This window comes from Nocardioidaceae bacterium (assembly GCA_018672315.1).
Lineage (GTDB): Bacteria > Actinomycetota > Actinomycetes > Propionibacteriales > Nocardioidaceae > TYQ2.
Genome location: CP076053.1, coordinates 2,694,520 through 2,718,732 on the forward strand (window position 1 = coordinate 2,694,520; position 24,213 = coordinate 2,718,732).

Sequence of the window (24,213 nt, forward strand, 5' to 3'; positions counted from 1 at the left end):
GGCCTCGAGAGGTCCGGCGCAGCGGCCTATCGGCGTACCTGAACGGCGCAGGAAATCCACGCGAAAACGCCAAGTGCACACTGTTGACAGTTAGTAGTTGACGACCTAGCGTGATCCGAGTCATAGCCCATCGACAGAGAGGCACCGGCATGCATGCGACGTCATGGACCGAGCTGCCCGAGACCGAAGGTCTCCCGAACAACTTCCGGCGGGCCGTCGCCGGCCGCGAGATCAGCGTCAACCGGATCACCTGGGTGCACCCCACCGAGCTGCCGCCGCACGTGCACGACGACGCCGAGCAGGCGCTGGTCATGCTCGAGGGGCGCATCCGGTTCAGCATCGACGGCACCGAGATGGAGCTCGCCGCCGGCGACGTGGCCATCGTGCCCCGGCACGCGGTCCACGGCGGGCGCAGCATCGAGGGCGAGGCCGTCTTCATCGAGGTCTTCAGCCCGATGCGGGTCGACCTGCTCCCGGGCTTCCTCGGCGGAGCATCGATGCCGACGGGGGAGCAGCCATGACCCTGCAGCAGATCAGCAGCCGCGTGCACGTCGAGGTCGCGCACCTGGGCAGCAACAACTCGCTCATCGTCGACCCCGCCGGCCTGATCCAGGTCGACAGCCCGCACCGGCCGACCGACGCCGTCAGGTGGGCCGAGACCGCCGCGCGTTTCGGTGAGACCCGGTTCGTCGTCAACACCGACCACCACCCCGACCACACCATCGGCAACTTCTGGCAGCGCGGCGAGGTCGTCGCCCACCGCGGAACCCGCACCCGTCTGCTGACCGAACCCCCCTCGGACCAGTACCTGAAGGACCTGTTCTCGCGCATCGACCCCGAGGCCGTGGCCTGGGTCGACGACTACGAGGTGAAGGTGCCGAACGTCGTCTTCAGCGACCAGCTCGACCTGCACGTCGGCGACGTCGCCCTGGAGCTCACCTTCCGCCCCGGCCACACCGCCAACAGCCTGCTGGCGTGGTTCCCCGGCGACGCCGTCATCTTCACCGGCGACATCGTCTGCGAGGCGGGGTTGCCCTCGTTCCAGGACTCCCGGCTCGTCGACTGGTTCGACGCCATCGACGCCGTCAGCGCGTACGACTTCGAGTTCCTCGTGCCCGGGCACGGCGAGGTCGCGGACCGTGCGGTCGTCGACCGCTACCGCCAGCTCGGTCGCGAGGTCGTCGCCGAGGTGGCCGCCACCATCGACGCGGGTCACTCCAAGGACCAGGCCTGCGACGAGGTGCGCTTCGAGGACAACATCCACGTCGACACCGACGACTACGTCGGCTACCCCGACGCACTGGTCGAGATGTTCCAGCGCCGGTCCATCGCGCGCATCTACGACGACCTCGTCGCCAGCCCCGAGCTCGCGACCCGCTGACCCGCACCCGCACCTCGCCCGGACCCACTCAACGCAACTCTGGAGGACCCATGCAGACCAACAAGCTCACCGCCTTGGCGGCGGCGTCGGTGGCGACGCTGCTGCTCGGCGCCTGCGGCAGCTCGTCCGGCGGAGCCGGAGCGGATGCCGGCTCGGGCACCGACACGGCCGCCGCGGAAGCCGCCCAGCAGGCCGTCGACGCCGCGAAGGACATCCCGTCCGTCGACGACCTGGGTGAACCGATCGACGTCTCGAGCCTCGAGGGCCAGACGATCTACTCGATCCCCATCGACAGCAAGGCCGAGTTCTACTCCGTGGGCGAGGAGGCGATGAAGAGCGTCGCCGAGGAGGCGGGCGTCAACTTCCGCACCTTCCCCTCGGACGGCACGCAGACCTCCTACCAGCAGGGCATCCAGCAGGCCATCAACGACGACGCCGGTGCGATCCTGCTGAACGGCCCGCTGGCCGAGACGCTCGGCCCGCAGATCGACGCCGCCAAGGAGGCCGGCATCCCGGTCATCCCGCTCCACCTGAGCGACAGCGAGGGCGAGGGGACCCCGGGCCTGGAGTACGAGGCCTTCGCCCCCTTCAACCAGGCCGCCCGTCTGTTCACGCAGTACGCCATCGCCGACCTGGAGGGCGAGCCCGTCCACGCGCTGGTGATCGAGGTCTCCGAGACCGGACCCTCGGAGGGCATGGTGCAGACCATCCAGGACACCCTCGAGAACGAGGGGCCCGCGGGGTCGACGACCACGGTCGTCAACGCGCCCGTCGCCCAGTGGTCGACCCAGGTGCAGGGCCTGGTGCAGTCCGCGCTCCTCAAGGACCCCGAGATCAACGCGGTGCTGCCGATCTACGACTCGATCTCGCTGTACGCCGCGCCCGGCATCGCCCAGGCTGCCGGTGGACGCGACGTGCAGATCTACACCTTCAACGGCACGCCCGCCATCCTGAAGATGATCGAGGACGGCAGTGTCGCGGTGAACGTCGCGGAGAGCCCCGACTGGGTCGCGCACGTCAACATCGACGTCGCCTTCCGCGCCATGCTCGGTGCGGACCCGATCCCGGGTGAGACCGGCCCGCTCCGCCTCGTCGACGAGTCCAACGTCGCCGACTTCGGCAACCCGCCGTCGCCCTCGGAGGGCTTCGGCGACGAGTACCCCGACGCCTTCTTCGAGCTCTGGGGGCTGCAGTAAGTCATGACCGAGACCCAGTCGGTCCCGGCCAGCGGGGCGGGCACGCCCGCCCCGCTGCTCCGGGTCTCCTCCCTCCGCAAGGCCTTCAACGGCGTCCCCGCCCTGCGGGGTGTCGACCTCGACGTCCGCGCCGGTGAGGTGCACGGACTGCTCGGCGCCAACGGCAGCGGCAAGTCCACCCTCATCAAGGTGCTCGCCGGCTTCCACGACGCCGACGGCGGCGTGGTCAGCATCCACGGGCGGGAGCTGCGGAGCCCCTTCGGCTCCCGCGGCCTCCGCGAGGAGGGGATGGGCTTCGTGCACCAGGACCTGGGGCTGGCCCCGGCCGGCACGGTGCTGGAGCACATGGCCCTGGACTCGACGGGCAGCGCACGCGGCTTCGTACGCGTCGACTGGTCCGCGGAGCGGGCCCGCGTCCGCGAGCTGCTCGAGCGGTTCGAGGTCGACGTCGACGTCGACGCCACGATCGACATGCTCACCCCGGTGCAGCGCGCCATGGTCGCCGTGGTGAGGGCCGTCGGCGCCCAGGAGCTCACGGGTGGGAAGCGCAGCCAGATCCTGGTGCTCGACGAGCCCACCGTGTTCCTGCCCCGCCACGAGGTGGGGCTCCTCTTCGACCTGCTCGACCGGCTGCGCTCGCGTGGTGACGCGGTGCTGCTCGTCAGCCACGACCTCGACGAGATCCTGCAGGTGACCGACCGGGTGACCGTCTTCCGCAACGGGGAGACCGCCGGCACCCGCGACACCGCCGGCTCGACCCGCGACGACCTCGTGCAGCTGATCCTCGGCACCGGGAACGACGCCGCGGTCAAGCTGACGAGCACGACGACCCAGGATCTCGAGCCCGTGCTGTCAGCGCGAGGTCTCACGGGGGAGCGGCTGCGCGACCTGGATCTCGACCTCTACCCCGGCGAGGTCGTCGGTGTCACCGGCCTGGCCGGGTCGGGCTTCGAGGAGCTGCCCGAGCTGCTCTACGGAGCACGGGCCGCCCGCGCGGGCACGGTGCTCCTCGACGGGGTCGCCACCGACCGGCCCCGGCCCGCGGACTCGATGCGCCGCGGCGTCGTCCTCATCCCCGCGGACCGCAAGGGGCAGGGCGGCGTCCTGGACCTCACGGTCCTGGAGAACATGTCGCTGCCGTTCCTGACCGGGCGTGCCAACGGCTTCCTCGTCGACTGGACGGCGATCCGGGCCCAGGCGCAGGCCGCGTGCGAGCGGCTGAACGTGCAGCCGCCGATGCCGGCCGCGCAGCTGGGCCACCTCAGTGGCGGCAACCAGCAGAAGGCGCTGCTCGGCAAGTGGCTCGACACCGATCCCAGGGTCATGCTGCTGAGCGAGCCGACCCAGGGCGTCGACATCGGCGCCCGCCGCGAGATCTTCCGCCTCATCCGGGCCGCCATCGCCGACGGCATGTCGGTGCTGTGCGCGACCTCGGACTACGAGCAGCTCGTCGAGATGGCCGATCGCGTCATCGTCATCGACCAGGGTCGCGCCCGTGCCGAGGTGCACGGCGAGGACATCACCAAGGACGCCCTCGCGTCCGCCGTCTACGCAGAGGAAGCATCATGACGACCACCTCACCGCCCCGCACCGACGAGAAGAGCACCGGCACGGCGACCACGAAGCGTCCTGCCGAGCCCGAGCGTTTCGCGCTCCTGGGCGTCTGGGCGCTGCTGATCATCGTCTTCAGCCTCCTGGTGCCCGACACGTTCCCCACGACGGCGAACGTCTCGAACATGCTCGGGTCGCAAGCGGTGCTGCTGATCCTGGCCCTCGGCCTGATCATCCCGCTGCGCACCGGCGACCTGGACCTGTCGATCGCCTCGACCTTGAACCTGGCGGCCGTCGTGGTCGCGGTGCTCAACGTCAACAAGGGGTGGAACATCTGGGCGGCCGTGCTCGCAGCGATCGTCGCCGCCCTGCTGGTCGGCATCGTGAACGGTCTGATCGTGACCGTCTTCGAGATCGACCCCCTCATCGTGACGCTGGGCACCGGCACCGTGGTGCAGGGCCTGATCTACCTGATCTCCAGCTCGGTCACCATCACCGGCGTCGACCGCACGCTGTCCGAGGTGATGCTGACCCAGCCGTTCCTGTCCATCCCCCTGGACTTCTACTACGCCGTCGCGCTGTGCGTGGTCATCTGGTACGTCTTCGACCACACGGCAGTGGGGCAGCGACTGCTCTTCGCCGGGCAGAGCCGCGACGTCGCCCGGCTCAACGGCGTCAACGTGCCGGGACTGCGCCTGGGGGCACTGACCGCCTCGGCCGGCATCGCCGGCGTCGCCGGCGTCGTCTACACCGGCACGACCGCCAGCGCCGACCCGGTCTCAGGCGCCGCGTTCCTGCTGCCGGCCTTCGCCGCCTGCTTCCTCGGGTCGACGGTCCTGCGCATCGGCCGCTTCAACCCGTGGGGCACGCTCATCGCCGTCTACTTCCTCGTCACCGGCATCACCGGCCTGCAGCTCATGGGCGCCCAGCAGTACGTCCAGCAGCTCTTCTACGGCGGGGCGCTCGTCATCGCGGTCGTCATGTCGAAGGTCGTCAAGAGCCGCGGCGAGCGGCGACGCCGCGCCGAGGTGCGCGACGCACCCGCCTGATCCAGCCACCTCTCCGTCACCACCCCAAGCAGAGCCTCGAAAGGAACCACCATGAAGACCAAGGCAGCCGTCATCCACGCCGTCAACGAGGAGTGGAAGGTGCAGGAGCTCGACCTCGACGAGCCCGGTGAGAACGAGGTACGCATCAAGGTCATGGCCAGCGGGCTGTGCCACTCCGACGACCACTTCGTCACCGGCGACCTCGCCGTGCAGCTCCCGATGGTCGGCGGTCACGAGGGCGCCGGCGTCGTCGAGGCGGTCGGCTCCAAGGTGACCCGCGTCCAGGTCGGGGACCGGGTCGCGACGCTGTTCATCCCCGCGTGCGGCCAGTGTGTCTACTGCGCCCAGGGGATGCAGTACATCTGCAACAACGGTGCCGGCATGGAGCTCGGCATGAGCATGGACGGCAACCCGCACTTCCACGACGCCGACGGCAACCCAGTCGGTGGCGTGACCCGGCTCGGCACCTTCTCCAACTACATCGTCTGCCACGAGATGCAGACGGTGAAGCTGCCCGAGGACATCCCCTTCGAGCTGGCCTGCCTCGCCTCGTGCGGCGTCGCCACCGGGTTCGGAGCCGCGGTCAACGGCGGGGTGAAGCCCGGGGACGTCGTGCTCGTGCTGGGCCTCGGCGGGGTCGGAGCGAACGCCGTCCAGGGCGCGAAGCACGCGGGCGCGGACCACATCATCGTCATCGAGCCCGTCGCCGACAAGCACGACCAGGCGAAGGTCTTCGGGGCGACCGAGGCGTACACCTCCATCCCCGAGGCGCAGGAGCGCATCGACCACCTCACCAACGGTCAGGGCGTCGACGTGGCGCTCATCTGCGTGGGACGCGTCGACGGCGACATCATCGGCGACGCCTTCCGGGCGGTCGGCAAGTCCGGCTCGTGCGTCCTGGTCTCCGTCGGCCAGGCCGAGGAGGGCATCTCCATCAGCCCGCAGGACTTCACGAACTTCGCCAAGCACTTCCAGGGCGTCATGTACGGCAACTGCAACCCGACGGCCGACATCCCGAAGCTCCTCAAGATGTACGCCGACGGGACGCTCAAGCTCGATGAGCTGGTCTCGCGTCGCTACAAGCTCGAGGAGATCAACCAGGCCGTCGCCGACATGCACGCCGGACGCAACATCCGCGGCGTGATCGTGCACGAGCACTGACCCTCGGCCGGTCCCTCGGCGAACACCCACCCCACCCCCAGCTCAGGAGCAGGCATGACCACCACCCCCGACGTCGACGTCAACGCGCCGATCGAGCACACCCGACTCCTCATCGACGGCGACTTCGTCGACGCCGCCGACGGCGCGACCCTCGAGACCATCAACCCGGCGACCGGCAGGGCCATCACCGACGTGGCCCTCGGTGACGTCACCGACCTCGACCGCGCCGTGGCCGCCGCGCGCACCGCGTACGACTCCGGGCCCTGGCCCCGGATGAAGCCGGACGAGCGTGCGGCCGCCCTGTGGCGCCTCGGCGACCTGATGCTGGCCGACGCCGCGGAGCTCGGCCGGCTGGAGACCCTGGACCAGGGCAAGCCGTACACCCAGTCGGTCGGCGGGTACGTGCCGGCCGCTGCCGGGCTGTTCCACTACATGTCCGGCTTCGCCACCAAGCTCGAGGGCTCGACGATCCCCGTCTCGGCGCCCGGTGAATACCACACCTACACCCGGCGCGAGGCCCTCGGCGTCGTGGGTCTGATCATCCCGTGGAACTTCCCGCTCAACATCGCGGCGTGGAAGCTCGCCCCGGCGCTCGCTGCCGGCAACACCGTCGTGATCAAGCCGGCCGAGACGACGCCCCTCTCGACGCTGCGGCTGGGCCAGCTGGCGCTCGAGGCGGGCATCCCGCCCGGCGTGGTGAACGTGGTCAACGGCTACGGCCACACCGTCGGGCAGCGGCTGGCCGAGCACCCGCTCGTCGACAAGGTGTCGTTCACCGGGTCCACCGCGACGGGGCGTCGCATCGTGGACGCGGCACGGGGCAACCTCAAGCGCGTCACCTTGGAGCTCGGCGGCAAGAGCGCGAACATCATCTTCCCCGACGCCGACATCGAGGCGGCGATCGCGGGCTCGGCCGACGGCATCTTCAGCAACGCCGGGCAGGCGTGCGCGGCGGGGTCCCGGCTCTACGTCCACGACGACGTCTACGACGAGGTCATGGCCGGCATGGCCGAGAAGGCCCGCGGCATCACCGTGGGCGACGGGTTCGACCCCGCCACGGAGATCGGGCCGCTGGGCAGCCTGGAGCACTTCGAGCGCGTCAGCGGCTACCTGGACGTCGGTCGCGACGAGGGCGAGATCGTCACCGGTGGCGGCCGGGTGGGGGAGCAGGGCTACTTCATCGAGCCGACGATCATCGCCGGGGTCTCCCAGGAGGCGCGCGTGGTGAAGGAGGAGATCTTCGGTCCGGTCGTCGTGGCCAACCGGTTCTCCGACGTCGACGAGGTCGTCGCGATGGCCAACGACAGCAGGTACGGACTGTCCTCGGGGATCTGGACCGCCAACGTGGGCACCGCCCACAGCGTCGCGGCGCGGATCCAGGCGGGCAACGTCTGGGTGAACACCTACGGGGTCTTCGACGCCGCGATGCCGTTCGGCGGGGTGAAGGAGTCCGGCTGGGGCCGCGAGATGGGTCATGCGGTGATGCACGACTACACCGACATCAAGACCGTGTGCGTGAGGATCGATGCCTGACGGCGGGCGGTTCGAGGGCGTCGCGCCGATCGACCGCAGCAACCTGACGCTCGCCGGGAGGGTCGAGGCGCGGCTCCGCGACCAGATCGTCACCGGTGAGCGGGTCACTGGCTCGCGGCTCAACGAGGTCGAGATCGCCGCCGACCTCGGTGTGAGCCGGGGGCCGGTGCGCGAGGCCCTGCAGCGACTCGCGCACGCCGGGCTCGTGGTGCTCGAGTCGCACCGAGGTGCCTTCGTACGCCGCCTCGACCTCGCCGAGGTGCGCGAGCTCTTCGAGGTGCGCATCGCGCTGGAGTGCGAGGCGGCCGAGCTGGCTGCGGCGCGCATCAGCGACACCGGTCTCGAGGAGCTGGCCCGGCTGCAGGAGACCTCGGTCTCCGAGGTGACGCAGGGCCCGGCGCCCTCGCCGTTCGACCACCTGGACCTCCACACGCTGGTGGTGCGCGAGGCCGGCAACGAGCGCCTGCAGCAGGCCGTGACCCAGGTGAACGTCGAGCTGCGACTGGCGCGGTCACGCTCGGGCGCGACCGGTCAGCGCGCGAAGGAGGCCGTCGGTGAGCACGACGAGCTCATCGCCCACCTGAGGGCCAGGGACGGCGACGGGGCCAGGGCCTCGATGAAGAGGCACCTGCACGCGTCCTTGCAGAACACGATGTTCCTGCTCGCCGACGCAGGGGGGGAGACACGATGACCGGGACGATCTTCACCCCCTGGCGGCTCGGGCACGTCGAGCTCGCCAACCGCGTCGTGATGGCGCCGATGACGCGCAACCGCGCGGACGAGGAGGGCGTGCTCCCCGAGGCAGCTGTCGAGTACTACCGGCAGCGGGCGGGCGCGGGCCTGATCGTCTCCGAGGCGACGCAGCCCAGCGTCCAGGCGCAGGGCTATCCCGGCACACCGGGGATCCACACCGATGCCCAGCAGGCGGTCTGGACCCGAGTGGCGGATGCCGTCCACGGCGCCGGCGGACGCATCTTCCTCCAGCTGATGCACACCGGGCGGGTGGGGCACCCGAGCGTCCGGGCGACGCAATCGGCACAGGTGGCGCCCAGCGCGGTACGTGCCGACCTCGAGGTCGAGACCCGGCAGCGCGGACAGTTCGTGCCCTGCCCGGAGCCGCGCGAGATGACCCTCGCCGAGATCGAGGAGACCATCCGTGACCACGCGGACGCAGCAGCCCGGGCGGTCGCCGCGGGCGCCGACGGCGTGGAGCTGCACGGTGCCAACGGCTACCTGCTGCACCAGTTCCTCTCACCGGGGACGAACCGACGCACCGACCGCTACGGCGGCTCGGCGGAGGGGCGTACGCGCTTCGTCGTGGACCTCGCACGCGCGGTCGCCGACCGTGTCGGCGCCGACAGGGTTGGCCTGCGCATCTCGCCCGGAGGCCAGTTCAACGACATGCACGACCGCGGCAACGAGGAGACCTACCTGGCTCTCGTGGACGCGCTCGCGCCGATGGGTCTGGCCTACCTGCACACGTTGCGTGGCCGCACCTCGACCCTCCACGAGGAGCTGCGCCGGCGGTGGCCCTCGACCTACGTCGTGAACACGGGCTACCTCGGCTCCAGCGAGCTCGACGAGGTGGCTCCCATCGTCGAGACCGGTGTCTCCGACCTGGTCAGCGTGGGTCGGCTCTTCATCTCCAACCCCGACCTCGTCGACCGGTGGCGTCACGGGGTGGACCGGGCGACCTGGGACGAGGACACCTTCTACATCGGCGGGGAGCGCGGTTACACCGACTACCCCGCGTACGACCTGACGCACGACCCGACGCACGACCCGACGGACCCGAGCAGGGAACCGAACCGAGGAGAGGACTGACACCCATGGTGGATCTGAACGGAAAGGTGGCCGTGGTCACCGGAGGTGCCTCCGGCATCGGGGCGTCGACCGTGGAGGTGCTCCGGGGTGCCGGCGCGACCGTCGTCGCCTGGGACCTGCACGACGGCGACGGCGTCACCGGCGTCGACATCCGCGACCACGAGGCCGTCGCGAAGGCCGCGGAAGCCGTCGTGGCCGAGCACGGTCGTGTCGACGTGCTGGTCAACTGCGCCGGCATCATCACCGAGAACCTCCCCGCCGACCGGGTGGACCCGGAGGACTTCCGACGCACCTACGACGTCAACGTCGTCGGGTCGTTCAACTGTGCCAAGGCGCTCTACCCCGCTCTGAGGGACAGCGGCGCCGGCGCCATCGTCAACGTCGCCTCCCAGGCGGCCCTGGTGAGCCTTCCCGACCAGTCGGCGTACTCGGCCTCGAAGGGGGCGGTGTCGGCGCTGACCCGCTCGCTGGCCGTCGACTGGGCGCGCGACAACGTCCGCGTCAACGCGATCTGCCCGGGCTTCACGCTCACCCCGATGGCGCGGCAGCAGATGACCCCCGAGCTGGACGCCGCGGTCTCGCGACGCGTGCCGTTGGGGCGCATGTTCGAGCCCGAGGAGATGGGGCGCACCATCGCGTTCCTCGCCTCGGACTGGGCCTCGGGCATCACCGGCGTCGTCATCCCGGTCGACGGCGGCTGGACCGCCGGCGAGCCCGCGCTCCCGATGGGCGGCGACGCATGAGCGGCGCGAGCGACCGGTTCGCGGGCAGCCGGGTCTGGGTCACCGGGGCCAGCTCGGGGATCGGCCGTGGTGTGGCCGAGCGCTTCGCTGCCGAGGGAGCGCACGTGCTCCTCTTCGGCCGCGACCGGGCCAGGCTGGACGACGCGGTCGCCGCGTGCGGCGACCACGCGACCGGCGCTGTCCTCGACGCGACCGTCCAGGCCGATGTCGACGAGCGCGTGCCGGCGCTGCTGGAGGAGCACGGTGCTCCCGACGTCGTGGTGCACGCCGCCGGCATCACCGTCGTCGGAGCCCTCGACACGCTCAGCGTCGCGGACTACCACCGGCAGATGGACGCCAACCTCACCAGCGTGTTCCTGCTGAACCGGCACACCTGGCCGGCGCAGGTCGCCCACGGCGGCGGCAGCGTCATCACGGTCGGCTCGACCGCGTCCTTCGCGGCGTTCGCGCAGGACGCGGCGTACGTCGCCTCCAAGGGCGCGGTGCTCGCCCTCACCAAGGCGATGGCGCTGGACGGTGGGCCGGTGGGCATCCGGGTGAACTCCGTGTGCCCCGGTTTCATCCTCACCCCGAACCTGCAGGGCTTCTTCGACGCGCAGGATGATCCCGAGGGTGTGGCCGCCGGCGCGGCGGCCGCCGCTCCGGTGGGACGCATGGGTTCGCCCGAGGACGTCGCCGGCGCCGTGACCTTCCTGGCCTCGCCGGACGCCGCCTTCGTGACCGGCACCTCGATCCTCGTCGACGGCGGTCTCATGGCGAAGGTGCCGACCGCATGAGCGCTGATGTCGAGACGGACGTCGACGTGGTGGTCGTCGGCGCAGGGGGAGGCGGCCTGGCCGCGGCACTGGCTGCCGCCGACGCCGGTGCCTCGGTCGTCGTGCTGGAGAAGCTCGAGGAGCCGGGGGGCAACACGGCCCTGTCGACCGGGTCGATCCCGGCCGCGGGCTCACGCTTCCAGGCCGAGGCCGGGGTGCAGGACGACCCGGAGCGCATGGCCGCGGACCTCCTCCGACAGAGCGGTCCCCACGAGGCCGAGCACCTGACGCGTCGGCTCGCCGAGACCTCGGCATCCCTGGTCGAGTGGTTGGTCGACGACCACCAGGTGCGTCTGAAGCTGATCACCGACTACAAGCACGTGGGCCACTCCGTCGAGCGGCTCCACGCCCCGCCGTCGCGGCGGGGCATCGACCTCAGCCGCGACCTCGTCGCCGCCTGCGAGGGCGCCGGTGTCGACATCGTGCGCGGCAACCCGGTCGCCGAGCTGCTGGTCGACGACGGCACCGTGACCGGTGTGGTGGTCGACGGGGAGCGCAGCGGACGCCACGAGATCCGGTCGCGGGCGGTCGTGCTCGCGGCGAACGGCTTCGCCAACAACCGGGACCTCGTCGCGCGGTGGGCGCCGGACCTGGTCGGGCTCGAGTACTTCGGTGCCCACGGATCGACGGGCGAGGCCATCGAGTGGGGCGTCCAGCTCGGCGCACAGCTGCGCAACCGGACGGCCTACCAGGGCTACGCGGCGGTCGCCTACCCGCACGGGTCGATCCTGTCCTGGACGACACAGGAGAAGGGGGGAGTCCTGGTCGACGCGACGGGCTCCCGTCTGGGCGACGAGATCGTCGGCTACTCCGGTTTCGCGGTGGAGGTGCTGCGTGGCAGCGCGCCGATCTGGGCGGTCTACGACACGAGGATCCGTGACATCACGCTGAAGGAGGAGGAGTACGCCGAGCTCGTCGAGATGGGTGGCGCCAAGGTGTGCGACGAGGTCGAGGACCTGGCCTCGGTCACCGGTGCACCGGTCGAGGCGCTGCGGTCGACCCTGGAGGCGTACGCGGCGGCCGCCCGGGGGGAGCAGCCCGACGCCTTCGGACGGACCGACTTCGGTCTGGCCCCGCTCGAGCCGCCGTACGTCGCCTCGCGGGTGACGCCGGGGCTTTTCCACACCCAGGGCGGGTTGGAGATCGACGCCGATGCGCGCGTCCTGACCGAGGACGGGACGCCGGTGCCCGGGCTCTTCGCCGTCGGCGGGGTGGCCGCCGGCATCAGCGGACAGCAGGGTGGGCGTGGCTACTCCTCGGGCAACGGCCTCCTCACCGCTGTCGGGCTGGGACGTCTCGCAGGGACGGCGGCGGCCGCCGGATGAACCACGCGGGCAGCACGGATGGCTCCGACGGCTCGGATGGCTCCGGGCCACCGAGATCGTGGTGGACCTGGCGCGATCGGCTCCGAGCTCACGTCGCTGCTGGTGCGACGGCTCTCGAGGACGCTGCCGTGCGGCGCAAGGCCGCGATGGTCGTGATGGACGACCTCGCCGCGGCGACGGCCGGGCACGCCCACGCCGAGGTGCGGACGCTCGCCGACATCGCGCGCGAGCGTGGCGGACCGTCCGAGTCGAGCCTGATGACCGGGGATCGGGTGAGGCGGGAGCAGGCGGCGGTGATCAACGCCGCAGCCGCCGCGTGGGACGAGCTCGATGAGGGCTACCGGCCCGCGACCTGCCACGGCGGCCTCTACACGGTGCCCGCGGTCGTGGCCGAGGCCGAGGCGACCGGGGCGAGCGTGGCCGAGGTGCTGGGCGCCACGGTGGTGGGCTACGAGGTCGTCACGGCGTACGCCCGGGCGCTGCCCCCGGCCCGTCCGCTCGTGCTGCACCCGCACGCCACGCTGGCGCCGATCGGGGCGGCAGCGGGTCTGACCTGGTTGCGTACGCGGGACGCCGACGCGGTGCTGCGAGCCGCTGACGTCGCTGCGACGTTCGCGATGGCCGGACCGTTCGGCCACGCCGTCACCGGCGCCCAGGTGCGCAACGCCTGGCCCGCGGCGGGTGCGACGCTGGGTTTCCTCGCCGCGGACGTCGCCCACGCCGGTCTGCTGGGCGAGGACGACAGCGCATGGGGCGCCCTGCGACGAGGCATGGGCAACGGTGTCTCGGAGGAGGAGCTGGCGGGGGACTTCGACAGCTGGGCGATCCTCGACGGCTACCACAAGGTCTACGCGGCCTGCCAGTACACGCACTCGGCGCTCGAAGCCGCGCTCGAGGTCCGCGATGAGCTCCTTCAGGACCGGGATCCCGACGAGGTGCGGTCGATCCTCGTGGAGACCCACCCGCTGGCGATGGCCCTGGACAGCACCACGCCGAGCACCTCCCTGGCGGGCAAGTTCTCGGTGCCGCACGTCGTCGCAGCGGTGCTGCGGACCGGACGCAGCGACCCCACGGTCTTCGATGCGGCCCTCCTCGACGACCCTCAGATCGCTCGACTGCGAGCAACGGTGCGCCTCACGCCGTACGAGCCGCTCCCGCCTGCTCCGCACGACCGGCCTGCGCGTGTGACGGTGACGCTCGGTGACGGCAGCACGGCGTCGGCGCGGTGTCTCAGCGCGGTCGGGGGCCCGGATCGACCGCTGGAGGACGCGCAGGTGCTCGACAAGATCGCGGCACTCACCGGGGCGACCGCCCCCGCCTTCGCCGCCGTGGCACGCGGGCTGGTCGACGGCGAGCGCGACGACCGCTCGGCCTGGCGGGACCTGATGGAGGAGGCACTGCGATGACCCACACGCCGTCCGTGAGCCGGGACCTCGTCGAGCGAGCCGTCCGCGTGCACCGCGACCTCCCGGCCGAGGTCTCGGAGGCGGCTCGTCTCCACCTGCTCGACGCGCTGGGTGTCGGCATCGCCGGCTCGATCCACAGCCCGCTGGGGTCCCTGCCCGCCATCGCAGCCGGGCACCCGGGCGGCCGCTCCAGTGTGCTCGGCTCCGGACTGACCACGACTGCTCCCGTGGCGGCGCTGGTCAACGGGGCGCTGATCCACTCGCTCGAGTTCGACGACACCCACGTCGCCTCGATCGTCCACGGCAGCAGCACGGTGGCCGCCGCCGCGCTCGCCGTCGCGCAGGAGACCGAGGCCGACGGGGAGGCGATGCTCTCCGCCTTCGCTCTGGGCTGGGAGGTGCTCGTACGCATGGGGCTGGCGAGCCCCGGCGCCCTGCAGGCGCGAGGGTTCCAGACCACGTCCGCCGTCGGGCCGTTCGCGGCGGCGCTCGTGTCCGGGCTGCTGCACGGCGACCCCGTCGACACGATCGTCGACGCACTGGGCATCGCGGGGTCGCAGGTCGGTGGCACCTTCGCCTTCCTCGCCGACGGCGACACCGTCAAGGCGGGACAGCCGGCATGGGCCGCCCACGCCGGGCTGTGGGCGGCCGAGCTGGCCCGCAGCGGCATGACGGGGCCGGAGCGCGTGCTCGAGGGCCCGCTCGGCTTCTACGAGCTGTACGCCGGGGACGAGGTTGCAGCCACGAGGCTGCGCGAGGAGCTGGATGACCTCGGGGATCGGTGGCACCTGCTGTCAGCGGCCTACAAGCTCATCCCGTGCTGCCACTTCATCCACCCCTTCGTCGAGGCGGTGGGTGAGGTGCTCGACACCGTCGATGCGCACGACGTGGCCTCGATCCACTGCCACGTGCCACGCGGTGCCATGGCGATCATCGCCGACCCGTGGGAGTCGCGGCAGCACCCGGCGACACCCCACGACGTGCGATGGAGCCTGCCGTACGTGCTCGCTGCCCGCGTCGTCGACGGCGAGGTCGGGCTGGATCTCTTCACCCGGGAGATCGGCGGGGAGCGGCTCGAGCTGTCACGGCGCATCACCGCCGAGCCCTGGGAGGACTCGGGCTTCCCGGGCGTCTACCCGGCGCGTGTCACGGTCACCACCCGCGACGGCAGGCGCGTCGAGGCGAGCGTCCCCGACGTGCTCGGAGGGGCGAGCCGCCCGCTGACCCGCGAACAGGTCGTCGCCAAGGCGCGCACCAACCTCGCCGCGGGCGGGCTGCCGACCGGCGTGATCGAGGACCTGGTGGCCGAGGTGCTGGACGCCGGCGGGCCCACGCCAACGGCATTGGGTGACCTCCTGGGGCCACGTGGCGGATGAGACAGACGCGCGAGCCCCGCGCACCTCTTGACCACCTGCAGATCGGTCAGCCAAACTTGACTCAATGAATACTGAGCAAAATGCGGAGCTCACGCGTCGCGCCGCGGTGCACGCGGCGCTGGGAGATCCGGCTCGGCTGCGCATCGTCGACACGCTCCTCATCGGCGACGCCTCACCGTCCGAGCTGTCACGCGTGCTCGGGATGCCGTCGAACCTGCTCGCCCATCACCTCGGGACGCTCGAGTCCTCCGGCCTGGTCAGCCGTCGACGCTCCGAGGGGGACGGCCGGCGCACGTACCTCCGCCTCGCTCGTGACGTGCTGTCCCGCACGGCACCTGCGGCGTCCGACACGCCGGACCGGGTCGTGTTCGTCTGCACCGCCAACTCGGCCAGGTCGCACCTCGCAGCCGCTCTGTGGAAGCAGACCAGCGACATCCCCACGGCGTCCGCAGGGACCCACCCGGCCGCGACCGTCGACCGGGGGGCTGTCGAGGCCGCGAGGCGTCATCACCTGCCGATGCCACGGATCCAGCCGCGATCTCTGACGGACGTCCTCGTCGACGGCGATCTGGTCGTCACGGTCTGCGACCGCGCCCACGAGACGCTCGGCGAGGTGTCGGCGGTGCACTGGTCGGTCGCCGATCCCGTCGGGGCGAGCACGACCGAGGCCTTCGACGTGGCCGTCGAGGACCTGTCCGTACGCGTCGGCGAGCTGGCGCGACGCGTGTCCACCCCTGTCTGACCACGAGCTCCGGAGGCACCGCATGTCCGCTCACCTGAACCCTGCCGTGACCCTGGACCAGCAGGTCGCTCTCAAGACCGCCTCGACGCGGCTGCAGCAGGATTTCGCCGGCATCTACGGCGTGGAGACCATCGAGCGCTTCCTGCACTCCTCCTACGACGAGTTCGCGGGACGCGCCACGTTGCTCAACTACCTGCCGCTGCTCGCTGAACGCTTCGCCAAGCAGAGGCTCCAGGCGATGGCCCGCGTCGAGGGCCACGTCGAGGACGGCAAGCCCGTCGTCCTGTTCCTGTGCGTCCACAACGCGGGTCGTTCGCAGATGGCCCTCGGATTCTTCAATGCCCACGCGGGCGGTCGTGCCCTCGCGTGGTCGGGAGGTTCCGAGCCCGGCAACGAGGTCAATCCCTCGGCCGTCGCGGCGATGGCGGAACGCGGCATCGACATCTCCGGTGAGTTCCCCAAGCCGTGGACGGACGAGGTCGTACGCGCCGCGGACGTCGTGGTCACGATGGGGTGCGGCGACGCCTGCCCGATCTTCCCCGGCAAGAGGTACGAGGACTGGGAGCTCGACGATCCTGCAGGGATGACGGTCGAGGACGTGCGGCCGGTCCGCGACGAGATCGAACGACGCGTCCTCGCGCTGCTCGAGCAGCTGCAGGTGCCTGCGGCCGACTCCTGACCCCGTGGGCGAGATCAGACCACTACCCAGGGGATCGACGAAAGCGGGTGCGTCGGGGCTCAGGAGACATAGCCTCTGACCATGCCGCTGTCCGTGCCACGAGCAGGGCTCCAGCGGAAGCTGTTCGTGGCCTTCGTCCTCATCGGTGTCGCCCTGGCCGTGGTCTTCGCCGGGCTGCTGACATCGTCGCTCCCGGCGGCGACCCGCGAGAGCGCCTCGGCGGTCGGACTGCTGCTGACCGGGGTCCTGGCCACCGTCAGCGCGGCGGTCCGCGGGCGCTGGTCCGCCGGCAACCGCAGGCGCGCCTGGCGCCTGCTCGCAGCCGGCGGCGTGGTCGCGCTCTGGGGCAACGTGGTGGGTGCCGTGCTGGACAGAGACGTCCTGGTCGCGCTGCCGCTCGACGACGTGGCGATCGCGCTCGCTCTCGCGCTCTCGATCGCCAGCCTGGCCTACTTCACGCAGGTCACCCGGAACCGTACGGACATGGCCGTCCTGGCCCTCGACGGGCTGATCCTCGGGTCGGCCGTGCTCATCATGACCTGGGTGCTGGTCTACGACCGCCTCCTGGCCGCCAGCGGGGACCTGGCGTTCCTTGCCGGGATCCTGATCCCGATGCTCGACGTCGTGCTGGCCACCGCGGCGCTCATCCTGCTCCGGCGCACCCGCGGAGCCGACCGACTGGCCCTCGGCCTGGTGACCGCCGGCTTCATCGTCTACACGATGACGGATCTCGGGTACGCCGTGCTGGTGGCCGACGGCGACTTCGTCTTCGGGACGCCCCTGGACCTCGGTTGGATGCTCGGCTACCTGCTCATCGCGGCCGCCGCCTGGGCCCCGTCCGGTGACGCCAGCGCAGTGACCGGCGACGGGATCGCCGGGGCCGAGGACTGGGACACGGCGGTCGTCTTCGTGGTCCTGCTCCTGGCCGTGATCGTGGAGGTCCTGGGCGACAGGAACGCCGACCTGGTCAGCATCGAGGCCGCGCTGTGGGTGATCCTCATCGGTGGTGCCGGCGTGCGGCAGGGGCTCATCGCCCGGGACAACCGGCACCTGCGGAGCAACCTCGAGGCCGACATCCGGGCACGGACGGTCGACCTGCGTCAGATGGCCCGGAGGACCGAGGTGCTGCTGACCTCGGTCGCGGACGGGATCTACGGCGTCGACGCCGACGGCATGATGACCTTCGTCAACCCCTCGGGAGCATCGATGCTGGGCTACTCCGTCGACGAGCTCATCGGCCTCGACGCCCACGAGATCTTCCACGCGCCCGCCGACGACGGGACGCCGTACGCGGCCGCCGGCTGCTACATCGCCGACGCCATCCGGAACCGTGTCGTCGCCGCCGGCGAGGAGGACCGCTACGTACGGGCCGACGGCGGGGTCTTCCCGGTGGAGATCACCGCCAGCCCCCTGGTCGACAGCGAGACCGACGACGTCCTGGGTGGCGTGGTCGTCTTCCGTGACATCACGCAGCGGCACGAGATCAACCGGATCAAGGACGAGTTCCTCTCCGTGGTCAGCCACGAGCTGCGCACCCCGCTCACCTCGATCCGCGGGTCCCTCGAGCTGCTCGCGGACGGCGACCTCGGTGAGCTCCCGGGCCCGGCGGCCTCGATGGCCGACCGGGCGCTGCGCAGTTCCGAGCGGTTGTCACGGATGATCAGCGACATCCTCGACCAGGAGCGCATCGACTCGGGCAACCTGACCCTGTCCCTCGCAGCGCACGACATCGAGGACCTGCTGGCCGTGGCCCAGCGCGAGCTGACCGACTTCGCCACGAGCCGGCGGGTGGATCTGGTCCGTACCGTGCACTGTCCGGCCCGGGTGATGGCCGACGGGGACAGGATCGTGCAGGCGCTGACGAACCTGATCAGCAACGCGGTGAAGTTCTCGCCGCCCGGGTCCGCGGTCGAGCTGAGTGCGACGCACGACGGGGACGACATCGTGGTGCGCGTCAGCGACCGCGGCCGGGGGATCCCTGCCGATCGCCTGGAGACGATCTTCGACCGTTTCGCGCAGGTGGACTCCTCCGACATCCGCGAGCAGGACGGCTCCGGCCTGGGCCTGGGCATCTGTCGCGGCATCGTCGAGCGCCACGGCGGCTCGGTCAGGCTCACGAGCGAGGTCGGGGTCGGGACCACCGCGCTCGTCTCGCTCAGAGCGGTCCGTACGCTCGCCGACGCCGCCCCGTGAGCCCGCCCGGACGACCGAGCCCGTGGCGGATACGCTGCCGGTCGCAGTCCGGACCCGGTCGCGACCGCCCTCAGCCATCGGAGCGCACATGACAACCGATCCTCACCCCGTCGACGGGGGCGTCGAGCCTCCTGCGGGGCCCCGGATCACCGTTCGTACAGGGAGCGGCACGGGGCGTACGCGGCTCTCCGCCTTCGACAGCGCCCTCGGCGAGGCGGGCGTGGCGGACGTCAACCTGATCACCTTGTCCTCGGTGATCCCGGAGCAGAGCACGGTGGTCGAGACCCGCGAGACGATCGAGGCCGAGCACGGCGACCGGCTGTGGTGCGTGCTCGCCCAGGCGGGCGCGGAGCAGCACGGCGAGGTGGTCTGGGCGGGTCTGGGCTGGGCCGTGGACCGCCGCACCACGGGCGGGGTGTTCGTCGAGCACCACAGCGGCAGCGAGGAGGCGTTGCGCACGCAGATCACCCTCAGCCTGGAGGACCTGTGCGCCTCGCGCGGCTGGGACGACGTCGAGACCGGCACGGCCGTGGCGAGCGCCGAGTGCGTCGACGACCCGGTGTGCGCGGTGGCCGTCGCGGCGTACGAGGTGCAGGGGTGGGGCACCCGTGGCTGAGTCGGAGACCGTCGAGCAGACGATCGCCATCGAGGTCCAGCGCGAGCTCTCCGACGACGTGACAGAGCGGTTCCACCAGCTCTACCTCGCGGCCTTCGAGCCCATGGCGACGCGCGCAGTGGCCCGCCAGGTGCTGCACCCCGAGGAGTTCGTCGAGGAGATGCGGGACCCGCGGGTCATGAAGTACCTCGCCCGCGACGACGACGGCGACGTCATCGGTCTCACCACGTTGACGCGCGACCTCGAGACCGTGCCGTGGATCAGCCCGCAGTACTTCGCCGCCCGCTACCCCGAGCACACCGCTCGGCATGCGGTCTACTACCTGGGCTTCACCCTCGTCGCTCCGGAGCACCAGCGGTCGAGTGTCTTCCGGGCGATGATCGAGGCCGTCATCGGCGACGTCCGCGACGCTCGTGGGGTCTGCGGCTGGGACGTCTGCGCCTACAACGAGAGGGTGCTCGGCTTCTCGAGCATGATCGAGACCCTGCTGCACGCGCACGCGGAGTGCACGGTGGAAGGGATCGACAGCCAGCTCTACTCCGTCGTCGAGATGCACGGTCCGCTCCCGGGCTGACGCCGCCCTGCTCAGGGCAGACTGCACGTCGTGTTCCTCACCCTCACGACCACGCATCGGCCCGCGACCGATCTCGGTCACCTGCTGCACAAGCACCCTGACCGCGTCCAGGAGTTCGACCAGTCCTTCGGCACGGCCACCGTGTTCTACCCCGAGGCGGGGGAGGAGCGCTGCACCGCCGCCGTGGTGCTCGACGTCGACCCGGTGCGGCTCGCGCGCTCCCGCCGGAAGAACGTCCCCGACTTCAGCCTCGCGCAGTACGTCAACGACCGGTCGTACGCCGCCTCGTCCCTGCTCGGCGCGGCGGTCGCCGACGTCTTCCGCACCGCGCGCGCCGGCCGCTGCCGGTCGAGGCAGGAGCTCGCGGACTCGGCGATCCCGCTCGAGATCTCGATCCCCGTGCTGCCCTGTCGGGGCGGGCCCGAGATCGCCGTCCGCCTCTTCACGCCGCTCGGCTGGACCGTCGAGGCCGATCCGATCCCGCTCGACGAGACCCTCACGACGCTGCCCGGCTGGGGCGACTCGCGCTACGTACGCCTCCGCCTCGTCGGCACGGTGCGCCTGGCCGACGCCCTCTCCCAGCTGTACGTGCTGCTGCCGGTGCTCGACGAGTCCAAGCACTACTGGCAGGGCCCCGACGAGGTCGACAAGCTCCTGCGCTCCGGCGAGGGGTGGCTGGCGGACCACCCCGAGCGTGAGCTCATCACCCGCCGCTACCTCGCCCGCACCGGCCTCGCCCGCGACGCCCTGGCGCGACTCGCCGAGGTCGGCGACGACACCGACGAGGCCGTGCCCGCCGACGAGGAGCACGCGCTGCTGCCTGCCGCGCGGCGTACGCCGCTGAACCGGCAGCGCCACGACGCCGTCCTCGCCACCCTGCTGCAGCTGGGAGCGCGGTCCGTGATCGACCTGGGGTGCGGCCCCGGCGCCTTCCTCGCCCGCCTCGTCGAGACGCCGGACTTCACCCGCGTCGCGGGCGCCGAGGTCTCGACCAGGTCGCTGCAGCAGGCCGCTCGCCGCCTGCGCCTGGACTCCCTGAGCGAGCGACAGAGCGAGCGCATCGACCTCGTCCAGAGCGCCCTGACGTACGAGGACGACCGCCTCGCCGGGTACGACGCCGCCGTGCTCATGGAGGTCGTCGAGCATGTCGACCCCGAGCGTCTCGACGCGCTCGTACGCGTCGTGTTCGCCGCCGCGCGGCCCGGTGCGGTGGTCGTGACGACGCCGAACCGGGAGTACAACGACCTCTACGAGCACCTCGACGGGCCCCGTCACCCCGACCACCGCTTCGAGTGGACGCGGGCCGAGTTCGCCGCCTGGTGCGCCCAGGTCGCGGGAGCCCACGCGTACGCCGTGACCCATCACGGCATCGGTGACGTCGACGCCGAGCGGGGAGCTCCGACACAGATGGGCGTCTTCACCCGCATCGAGGGGCAGGAGGCCACCGCATGAGCGAGGGCGTGAACGGGTCGGGGACCCACCGGGTCGGTGTCCCGCAGGCCGGTCTGGTGCTGCTGGTCGGTGTCTCCGGCAGCGGCAAGTCCAGCTTCGCCGCCCGGCACTTCCTGCCCACCGAGGTCGTCTCCTCCGACACCTGCCGGGGCCTCGTCGCCGACGACGAGAACGACCAGTCGGCCACCCCCGACGCCTTCGAGGTGCTCGAGTTCATCGTCGGCGTACGCCTGCGCCGCGGCCTGCTCACCGTCGTCGACGCGACCAACGTGCAGGGCCCGGCGCGGGCCTCGCTGGTGCGGCTGGCGAAGAGCCACGACGTGCTCGTCGACGCGATCGTGCTCGACGTGCCCGAGCGCCTGGCGATCGACCGCAACCGGTCCCGCCCGGACCGTGCGTTCGGCGACCACGTCGTCACCCGTCAGCAGCGCGACCTGACGCGGTCGATGCGGCGGATCAGGAAGGAGGGGTTCCGCCGCGTCCACGTGCTCCGCGGCGCCGAGGAGATCGACACCGTCACGATCGACCGGGAGCGGTCGTGGAACGACCGTCGCGACGAGAGCGGTCCCTTCGACGTCATCGGCGACGTCCACGGCTGCGCCGGCGAGCTGCGTACGCTCCTGGGCGAGCTCGGCTGGGAGCTGGACCTCGACGACGCCGGCCGCGCCGTCGGCGCCCGCCACCCCGAGGGCCGCACGGCCGTGTTCGTGGGGGACCTCGTGGACCGCGGCCCGCGGACGCCTGAGGTGCTGTCGCTGGTCATGGGCATGGTCGCGGCGGGCACCGCGCTGTGCGTGGCGGGCAACCACGAGGCCAAGCTCGTCCGTGCCCTCAAGGGGGCGAAGGTGCAGGTCAGGCACGGGCTGGCCGAGTCGCTCACCCAGCTCGAGGCGGAGACCGACGACTTCCGCGCCGAGGCGCTGCAGTTCATGGACCGTCTGGTCAGCCACTACGTGCTGGACGGGGGCGACCTCGTCGTCGCGCACGCCGGGTTGAAGGAGAGCTACCACGGGCGGTCCTCGGGCCGGGTGCGCGCGTTCGCGCTCTACGGCGACACCACCGGGGAGACCGACGAGTTCGGCCTGCCGGTGCGCTACCCGTGGGCCGCGGAGTACCGCGGTCGCGCCGCCGTCGTCTACGGCCACACCCCGGTGCCCGATGCCGAGTGGGTCAACAACACGATCTGCCTCGACACCGGCGTGGTCTTCGGTGGCAGCCTCACCGCCTTGCGGTGGCCCGAGCGGGAGCTCGTGTCGGTGCCGGCGGAGCAGGAGTGGTACGAGCCGGCGCGACCCCTCGCGCCCGAGCGCGACGCCTCGGTCGAGCGCGAACCGTCCGTCCTGCGCCTGGAGGACGTCGCGGGCACGCACTGGTTCGACGTCGCGCAGGGCACCGCGTACGCCGGGCGCGTGAAGGTGCCGGAGGAGAACGCCGCCGCGGCGCTGGAGGTCATGAGCCGCTTCGCGGTCGACCCGCGGTGGCTGGTGCACCTGCCGGCGACGATGTCGCCTGTCGCGACCGCGTCGGGGGAGCAGGCCGAGGCGGGCTACCTCGAGCACCCGGCCCAGGCGTTCGAGGAGTACGCCGGGTGGGGCGTCTCACGGGTGGTGTGCGAGGAGAAGCACATGGGGTCCCGGGCGATCGCGGTGCTGTGCCGCGACGCCGAGGTGGCCGCGCGCCGGTTCGGGGTGGACGACGGCTCCGCCGGTGTCGTGCACACGCGCACGGGCCGTGCCTTCTTCGCCGGCGCTCTCGGGCATCGGCTCGTCGACGGCCTCCGCGAGGCGTGCGCGCGCGTCTTCGAGGAGCTCGACACCGACTGGCTCGTGCTCGACGGCGAGCTCCTGCCGTGGTCGGCGAAGGCGGGCGGGCTGATCCGCGACCAGTACGCCTCGGTCGGCGCCGCCGCCGGCCACGCGGTCCCGGCCGCCCTCGACGTACTGGACCAGGCGGCCGCCCGCGGTCTCGACGTCGCCGGCCTGAGCGCCCGGCTCGAGCGGCGCCTGGACAACGCGACCGCGTTCCGCGAGGCGTACCGCCGCTACGTGCGTCCCACCGACGGGCTGGACGGGGTGAGCTTCGCGCCGTTCGCCGTGCTGGCCGGTGAGGGGGAGGCGTACGCGGCGACGCGTACGCACACCTGGCAGATGGATCTGCTGACGCGACTGACCGGTCTGGGCCACCCGTTGCTCACGCCGACCCGCCACCGCTTCGTCGACCTCGACTCGGCGACCGCCCGCGAGGACGCCGTCGCCTGGTGGCGGGGGCTGACCGAGGCCGGGGGAGAGGGCATGGTCGTGAAGCCCGCCGACGCGGAGCCGGTTGTCGAGAGTGGGCGCGGCGTGCAACCGGGCGTGAAGGTGCGGGGCAGGGAGTACCTGCGGCTCGTCTACGGTCCCGACTACGTCGACAGCCTCGACCTGCTGCGTGATCGGCACCTCGGCACCAAGCGTCGCCTGGCGCGACGCGAGCACGGACTCGGCCTGGAGTCGCTGGCCGCATTCGTCGAACGGCGTCCTCTGTGGCAGATTCACCAGCTGGTCTTCGCCGTGCTGGCGCTGGAGTCCGAAGCCGTCGACCCGCGGCTGTGACGGGGA

21 protein-coding genes are annotated in these 24,213 nt (G+C 71.6%); all 21 read left to right on the forward strand.

Annotated elements, in window-relative coordinates:
• Window positions 1-149 precede the first annotated feature (149 nt).
• A complete protein-coding gene (locus KLP28_13040; protein QWC84484.1) occupies window positions 150-521 on the forward strand; it encodes a cupin domain-containing protein in 372 nt (123 codons plus the stop codon).
• Complete coding sequence (locus tag KLP28_13045; protein QWC84485.1) at window positions 518-1,381, forward strand: MBL fold metallo-hydrolase; 864 nt, start codon at window positions 518-520, stop codon at window positions 1,379-1,381. The genes KLP28_13040 and KLP28_13045 overlap by 4 nt, the downstream gene beginning before the upstream one ends.
• A 50-nt stretch (window positions 1,382-1,431) precedes the next feature.
• Complete coding sequence (locus KLP28_13050; GenBank protein QWC84486.1) at window positions 1,432-2,577, forward strand: sugar ABC transporter substrate-binding protein; 1,146 nt, start codon at window positions 1,432-1,434, stop codon at window positions 2,575-2,577.
• Between the two features lie 3 nt (window positions 2,578-2,580).
• Window positions 2,581-4,146 (forward strand): sugar ABC transporter ATP-binding protein, encoded by a 1,566-nt coding sequence (locus KLP28_13055; protein QWC84487.1) that lies wholly within the window; start codon window positions 2,581-2,583, stop codon window positions 4,144-4,146.
• The gene (locus tag KLP28_13060) at window positions 4,143-5,177 is read left to right on the forward strand and encodes an ABC transporter permease (protein QWC84488.1); all 1,035 of its coding nucleotides are present in this window, start codon (window positions 4,143-4,145) and stop codon (window positions 5,175-5,177) included. Before KLP28_13055 ends, KLP28_13060 begins: the two co-directional genes overlap by 4 nt.
• 51 nt (window positions 5,178-5,228) lie before the next feature.
• Complete coding sequence (locus KLP28_13065; GenBank protein ID QWC84489.1) at window positions 5,229-6,338, forward strand: Zn-dependent alcohol dehydrogenase; 1,110 nt, start codon at window positions 5,229-5,231, stop codon at window positions 6,336-6,338.
• Window positions 6,339-6,392: 54 nt separating this feature from the next.
• The gene (locus KLP28_13070; protein ID QWC84490.1) at window positions 6,393-7,871 is read left to right on the forward strand and encodes an aldehyde dehydrogenase family protein; all 1,479 of its coding nucleotides are present in this window, start codon (window positions 6,393-6,395) and stop codon (window positions 7,869-7,871) included.
• The gene (locus KLP28_13075) at window positions 7,864-8,562 is read left to right on the forward strand and encodes a GntR family transcriptional regulator (protein QWC84491.1); all 699 of its coding nucleotides are present in this window, start codon (window positions 7,864-7,866) and stop codon (window positions 8,560-8,562) included. The genes KLP28_13070 and KLP28_13075 overlap by 8 nt, the downstream gene beginning before the upstream one ends.
• The gene (locus tag KLP28_13080; protein QWC84492.1) at window positions 8,559-9,695 is read left to right on the forward strand and encodes an alkene reductase; all 1,137 of its coding nucleotides are present in this window, start codon (window positions 8,559-8,561) and stop codon (window positions 9,693-9,695) included. Before KLP28_13075 ends, KLP28_13080 begins: the two co-directional genes overlap by 4 nt.
• A gap of 5 nt (window positions 9,696-9,700) precedes the next feature.
• Window positions 9,701-10,438 (forward strand): SDR family oxidoreductase, encoded by a 738-nt coding sequence (locus KLP28_13085; GenBank protein ID QWC84493.1) that lies wholly within the window; start codon window positions 9,701-9,703, stop codon window positions 10,436-10,438.
• Window positions 10,435-11,214 (forward strand): SDR family oxidoreductase, encoded by a 780-nt coding sequence (locus KLP28_13090; GenBank protein QWC84494.1) that lies wholly within the window; start codon window positions 10,435-10,437, stop codon window positions 11,212-11,214. Before KLP28_13085 ends, KLP28_13090 begins: the two co-directional genes overlap by 4 nt.
• Window positions 11,211-12,578, forward strand: a complete 1,368-nt coding sequence (locus KLP28_13095) for an FAD-dependent oxidoreductase (GenBank protein QWC84495.1) — start codon at window positions 11,211-11,213, stop codon at window positions 12,576-12,578. Before KLP28_13090 ends, KLP28_13095 begins: the two co-directional genes overlap by 4 nt.
• Window positions 12,579-12,706: 128 nt before the next feature.
• The gene (locus KLP28_13100) at window positions 12,707-13,984 is read left to right on the forward strand and encodes an MmgE/PrpD family protein (protein QWC84496.1); all 1,278 of its coding nucleotides are present in this window, start codon (window positions 12,707-12,709) and stop codon (window positions 13,982-13,984) included.
• Entirely contained in the window at window positions 13,981-15,360 is a 1,380-nt protein-coding gene (locus tag KLP28_13105) for an MmgE/PrpD family protein (protein QWC84497.1), read from the forward strand. The genes KLP28_13100 and KLP28_13105 overlap by 4 nt, the downstream gene beginning before the upstream one ends.
• Window positions 15,361-15,424: 64 nt before the next feature.
• Window positions 15,425-16,102: a helix-turn-helix domain-containing protein gene (locus KLP28_13110; GenBank protein QWC84498.1), complete on the forward strand. Its 678-nt coding sequence runs from the start codon at window positions 15,425-15,427 to the stop codon at window positions 16,100-16,102.
• A 22-nt stretch (window positions 16,103-16,124) separates the two neighbouring features.
• On the forward strand, window positions 16,125-16,781 hold the full coding sequence (locus KLP28_13115; GenBank protein ID QWC84499.1) for an arsenate reductase ArsC: 657 nt from the start codon (window positions 16,125-16,127) through the stop codon (window positions 16,779-16,781).
• 81 nt (window positions 16,782-16,862) lie between these two features.
• A complete protein-coding gene (locus KLP28_13120; GenBank protein QWC84500.1) occupies window positions 16,863-18,974 on the forward strand; it encodes a PAS domain S-box protein in 2,112 nt (703 codons plus the stop codon).
• An 88-nt stretch (window positions 18,975-19,062) separates the two neighbouring features.
• Complete coding sequence (locus tag KLP28_13125; protein QWC84501.1) at window positions 19,063-19,590, forward strand: pyruvoyl-dependent arginine decarboxylase; 528 nt, start codon at window positions 19,063-19,065, stop codon at window positions 19,588-19,590.
• On the forward strand, window positions 19,583-20,164 hold the full coding sequence (locus KLP28_13130) for a hypothetical protein (protein QWC84502.1): 582 nt from the start codon (window positions 19,583-19,585) through the stop codon (window positions 20,162-20,164). Before KLP28_13125 ends, KLP28_13130 begins: the two co-directional genes overlap by 8 nt.
• A 30-nt stretch (window positions 20,165-20,194) precedes the next feature.
• Window positions 20,195-21,616 (forward strand): 3' terminal RNA ribose 2'-O-methyltransferase Hen1, encoded by a 1,422-nt coding sequence (locus tag KLP28_13135; GenBank protein ID QWC84503.1) that lies wholly within the window; start codon window positions 20,195-20,197, stop codon window positions 21,614-21,616.
• Window positions 21,613-24,207, forward strand: a complete 2,595-nt coding sequence (locus tag KLP28_13140; protein ID QWC84504.1) for a polynucleotide kinase-phosphatase — start codon at window positions 21,613-21,615, stop codon at window positions 24,205-24,207. The genes KLP28_13135 and KLP28_13140 overlap by 4 nt, the downstream gene beginning before the upstream one ends.
• The last annotated feature ends 6 nt before the right edge of the window (window positions 24,208-24,213 follow it).

Coding starts and splice junctions, on each gene's coding strand:
- KLP28_13040 (QWC84484.1), top strand. CDS start 150: ATGCATGCGACGTCATGGACCGAGCTGCCCGAGACCGAAGGTCTCCCG.
- KLP28_13045 (QWC84485.1), top strand. CDS start 518: ATGACCCTGCAGCAGATCAGCAGCCGCGTGCACGTCGAGGTCGCGCAC.
- KLP28_13050 (QWC84486.1), top strand. CDS start 1,432: ATGCAGACCAACAAGCTCACCGCCTTGGCGGCGGCGTCGGTGGCGACG.
- KLP28_13055 (QWC84487.1), top strand. CDS start 2,581: ATGACCGAGACCCAGTCGGTCCCGGCCAGCGGGGCGGGCACGCCCGCC.
- KLP28_13060 (QWC84488.1), top strand. CDS start 4,143: ATGACGACCACCTCACCGCCCCGCACCGACGAGAAGAGCACCGGCACG.
- KLP28_13065 (QWC84489.1), top strand. CDS start 5,229: ATGAAGACCAAGGCAGCCGTCATCCACGCCGTCAACGAGGAGTGGAAG.
- KLP28_13070 (QWC84490.1), top strand. CDS start 6,393: ATGACCACCACCCCCGACGTCGACGTCAACGCGCCGATCGAGCACACC.
- KLP28_13075 (QWC84491.1), top strand. CDS start 7,864: ATGCCTGACGGCGGGCGGTTCGAGGGCGTCGCGCCGATCGACCGCAGC.
- KLP28_13080 (QWC84492.1), top strand. CDS start 8,559: ATGACCGGGACGATCTTCACCCCCTGGCGGCTCGGGCACGTCGAGCTC.
- KLP28_13085 (QWC84493.1), top strand. CDS start 9,701: ATGGTGGATCTGAACGGAAAGGTGGCCGTGGTCACCGGAGGTGCCTCC.
- KLP28_13090 (QWC84494.1), top strand. CDS start 10,435: ATGAGCGGCGCGAGCGACCGGTTCGCGGGCAGCCGGGTCTGGGTCACC.
- KLP28_13095 (QWC84495.1), top strand. CDS start 11,211: ATGAGCGCTGATGTCGAGACGGACGTCGACGTGGTGGTCGTCGGCGCA.
- KLP28_13105 (QWC84497.1), top strand. CDS start 13,981: ATGACCCACACGCCGTCCGTGAGCCGGGACCTCGTCGAGCGAGCCGTC.
- KLP28_13110 (QWC84498.1), top strand. CDS start 15,425: ATGAATACTGAGCAAAATGCGGAGCTCACGCGTCGCGCCGCGGTGCAC.
- KLP28_13115 (QWC84499.1), top strand. CDS start 16,125: ATGTCCGCTCACCTGAACCCTGCCGTGACCCTGGACCAGCAGGTCGCT.
- KLP28_13120 (QWC84500.1), top strand. CDS start 16,863: ATGCCGCTGTCCGTGCCACGAGCAGGGCTCCAGCGGAAGCTGTTCGTG.
- KLP28_13125 (QWC84501.1), top strand. CDS start 19,063: ATGACAACCGATCCTCACCCCGTCGACGGGGGCGTCGAGCCTCCTGCG.
- KLP28_13140 (QWC84504.1), top strand. CDS start 21,613: ATGAGCGAGGGCGTGAACGGGTCGGGGACCCACCGGGTCGGTGTCCCG.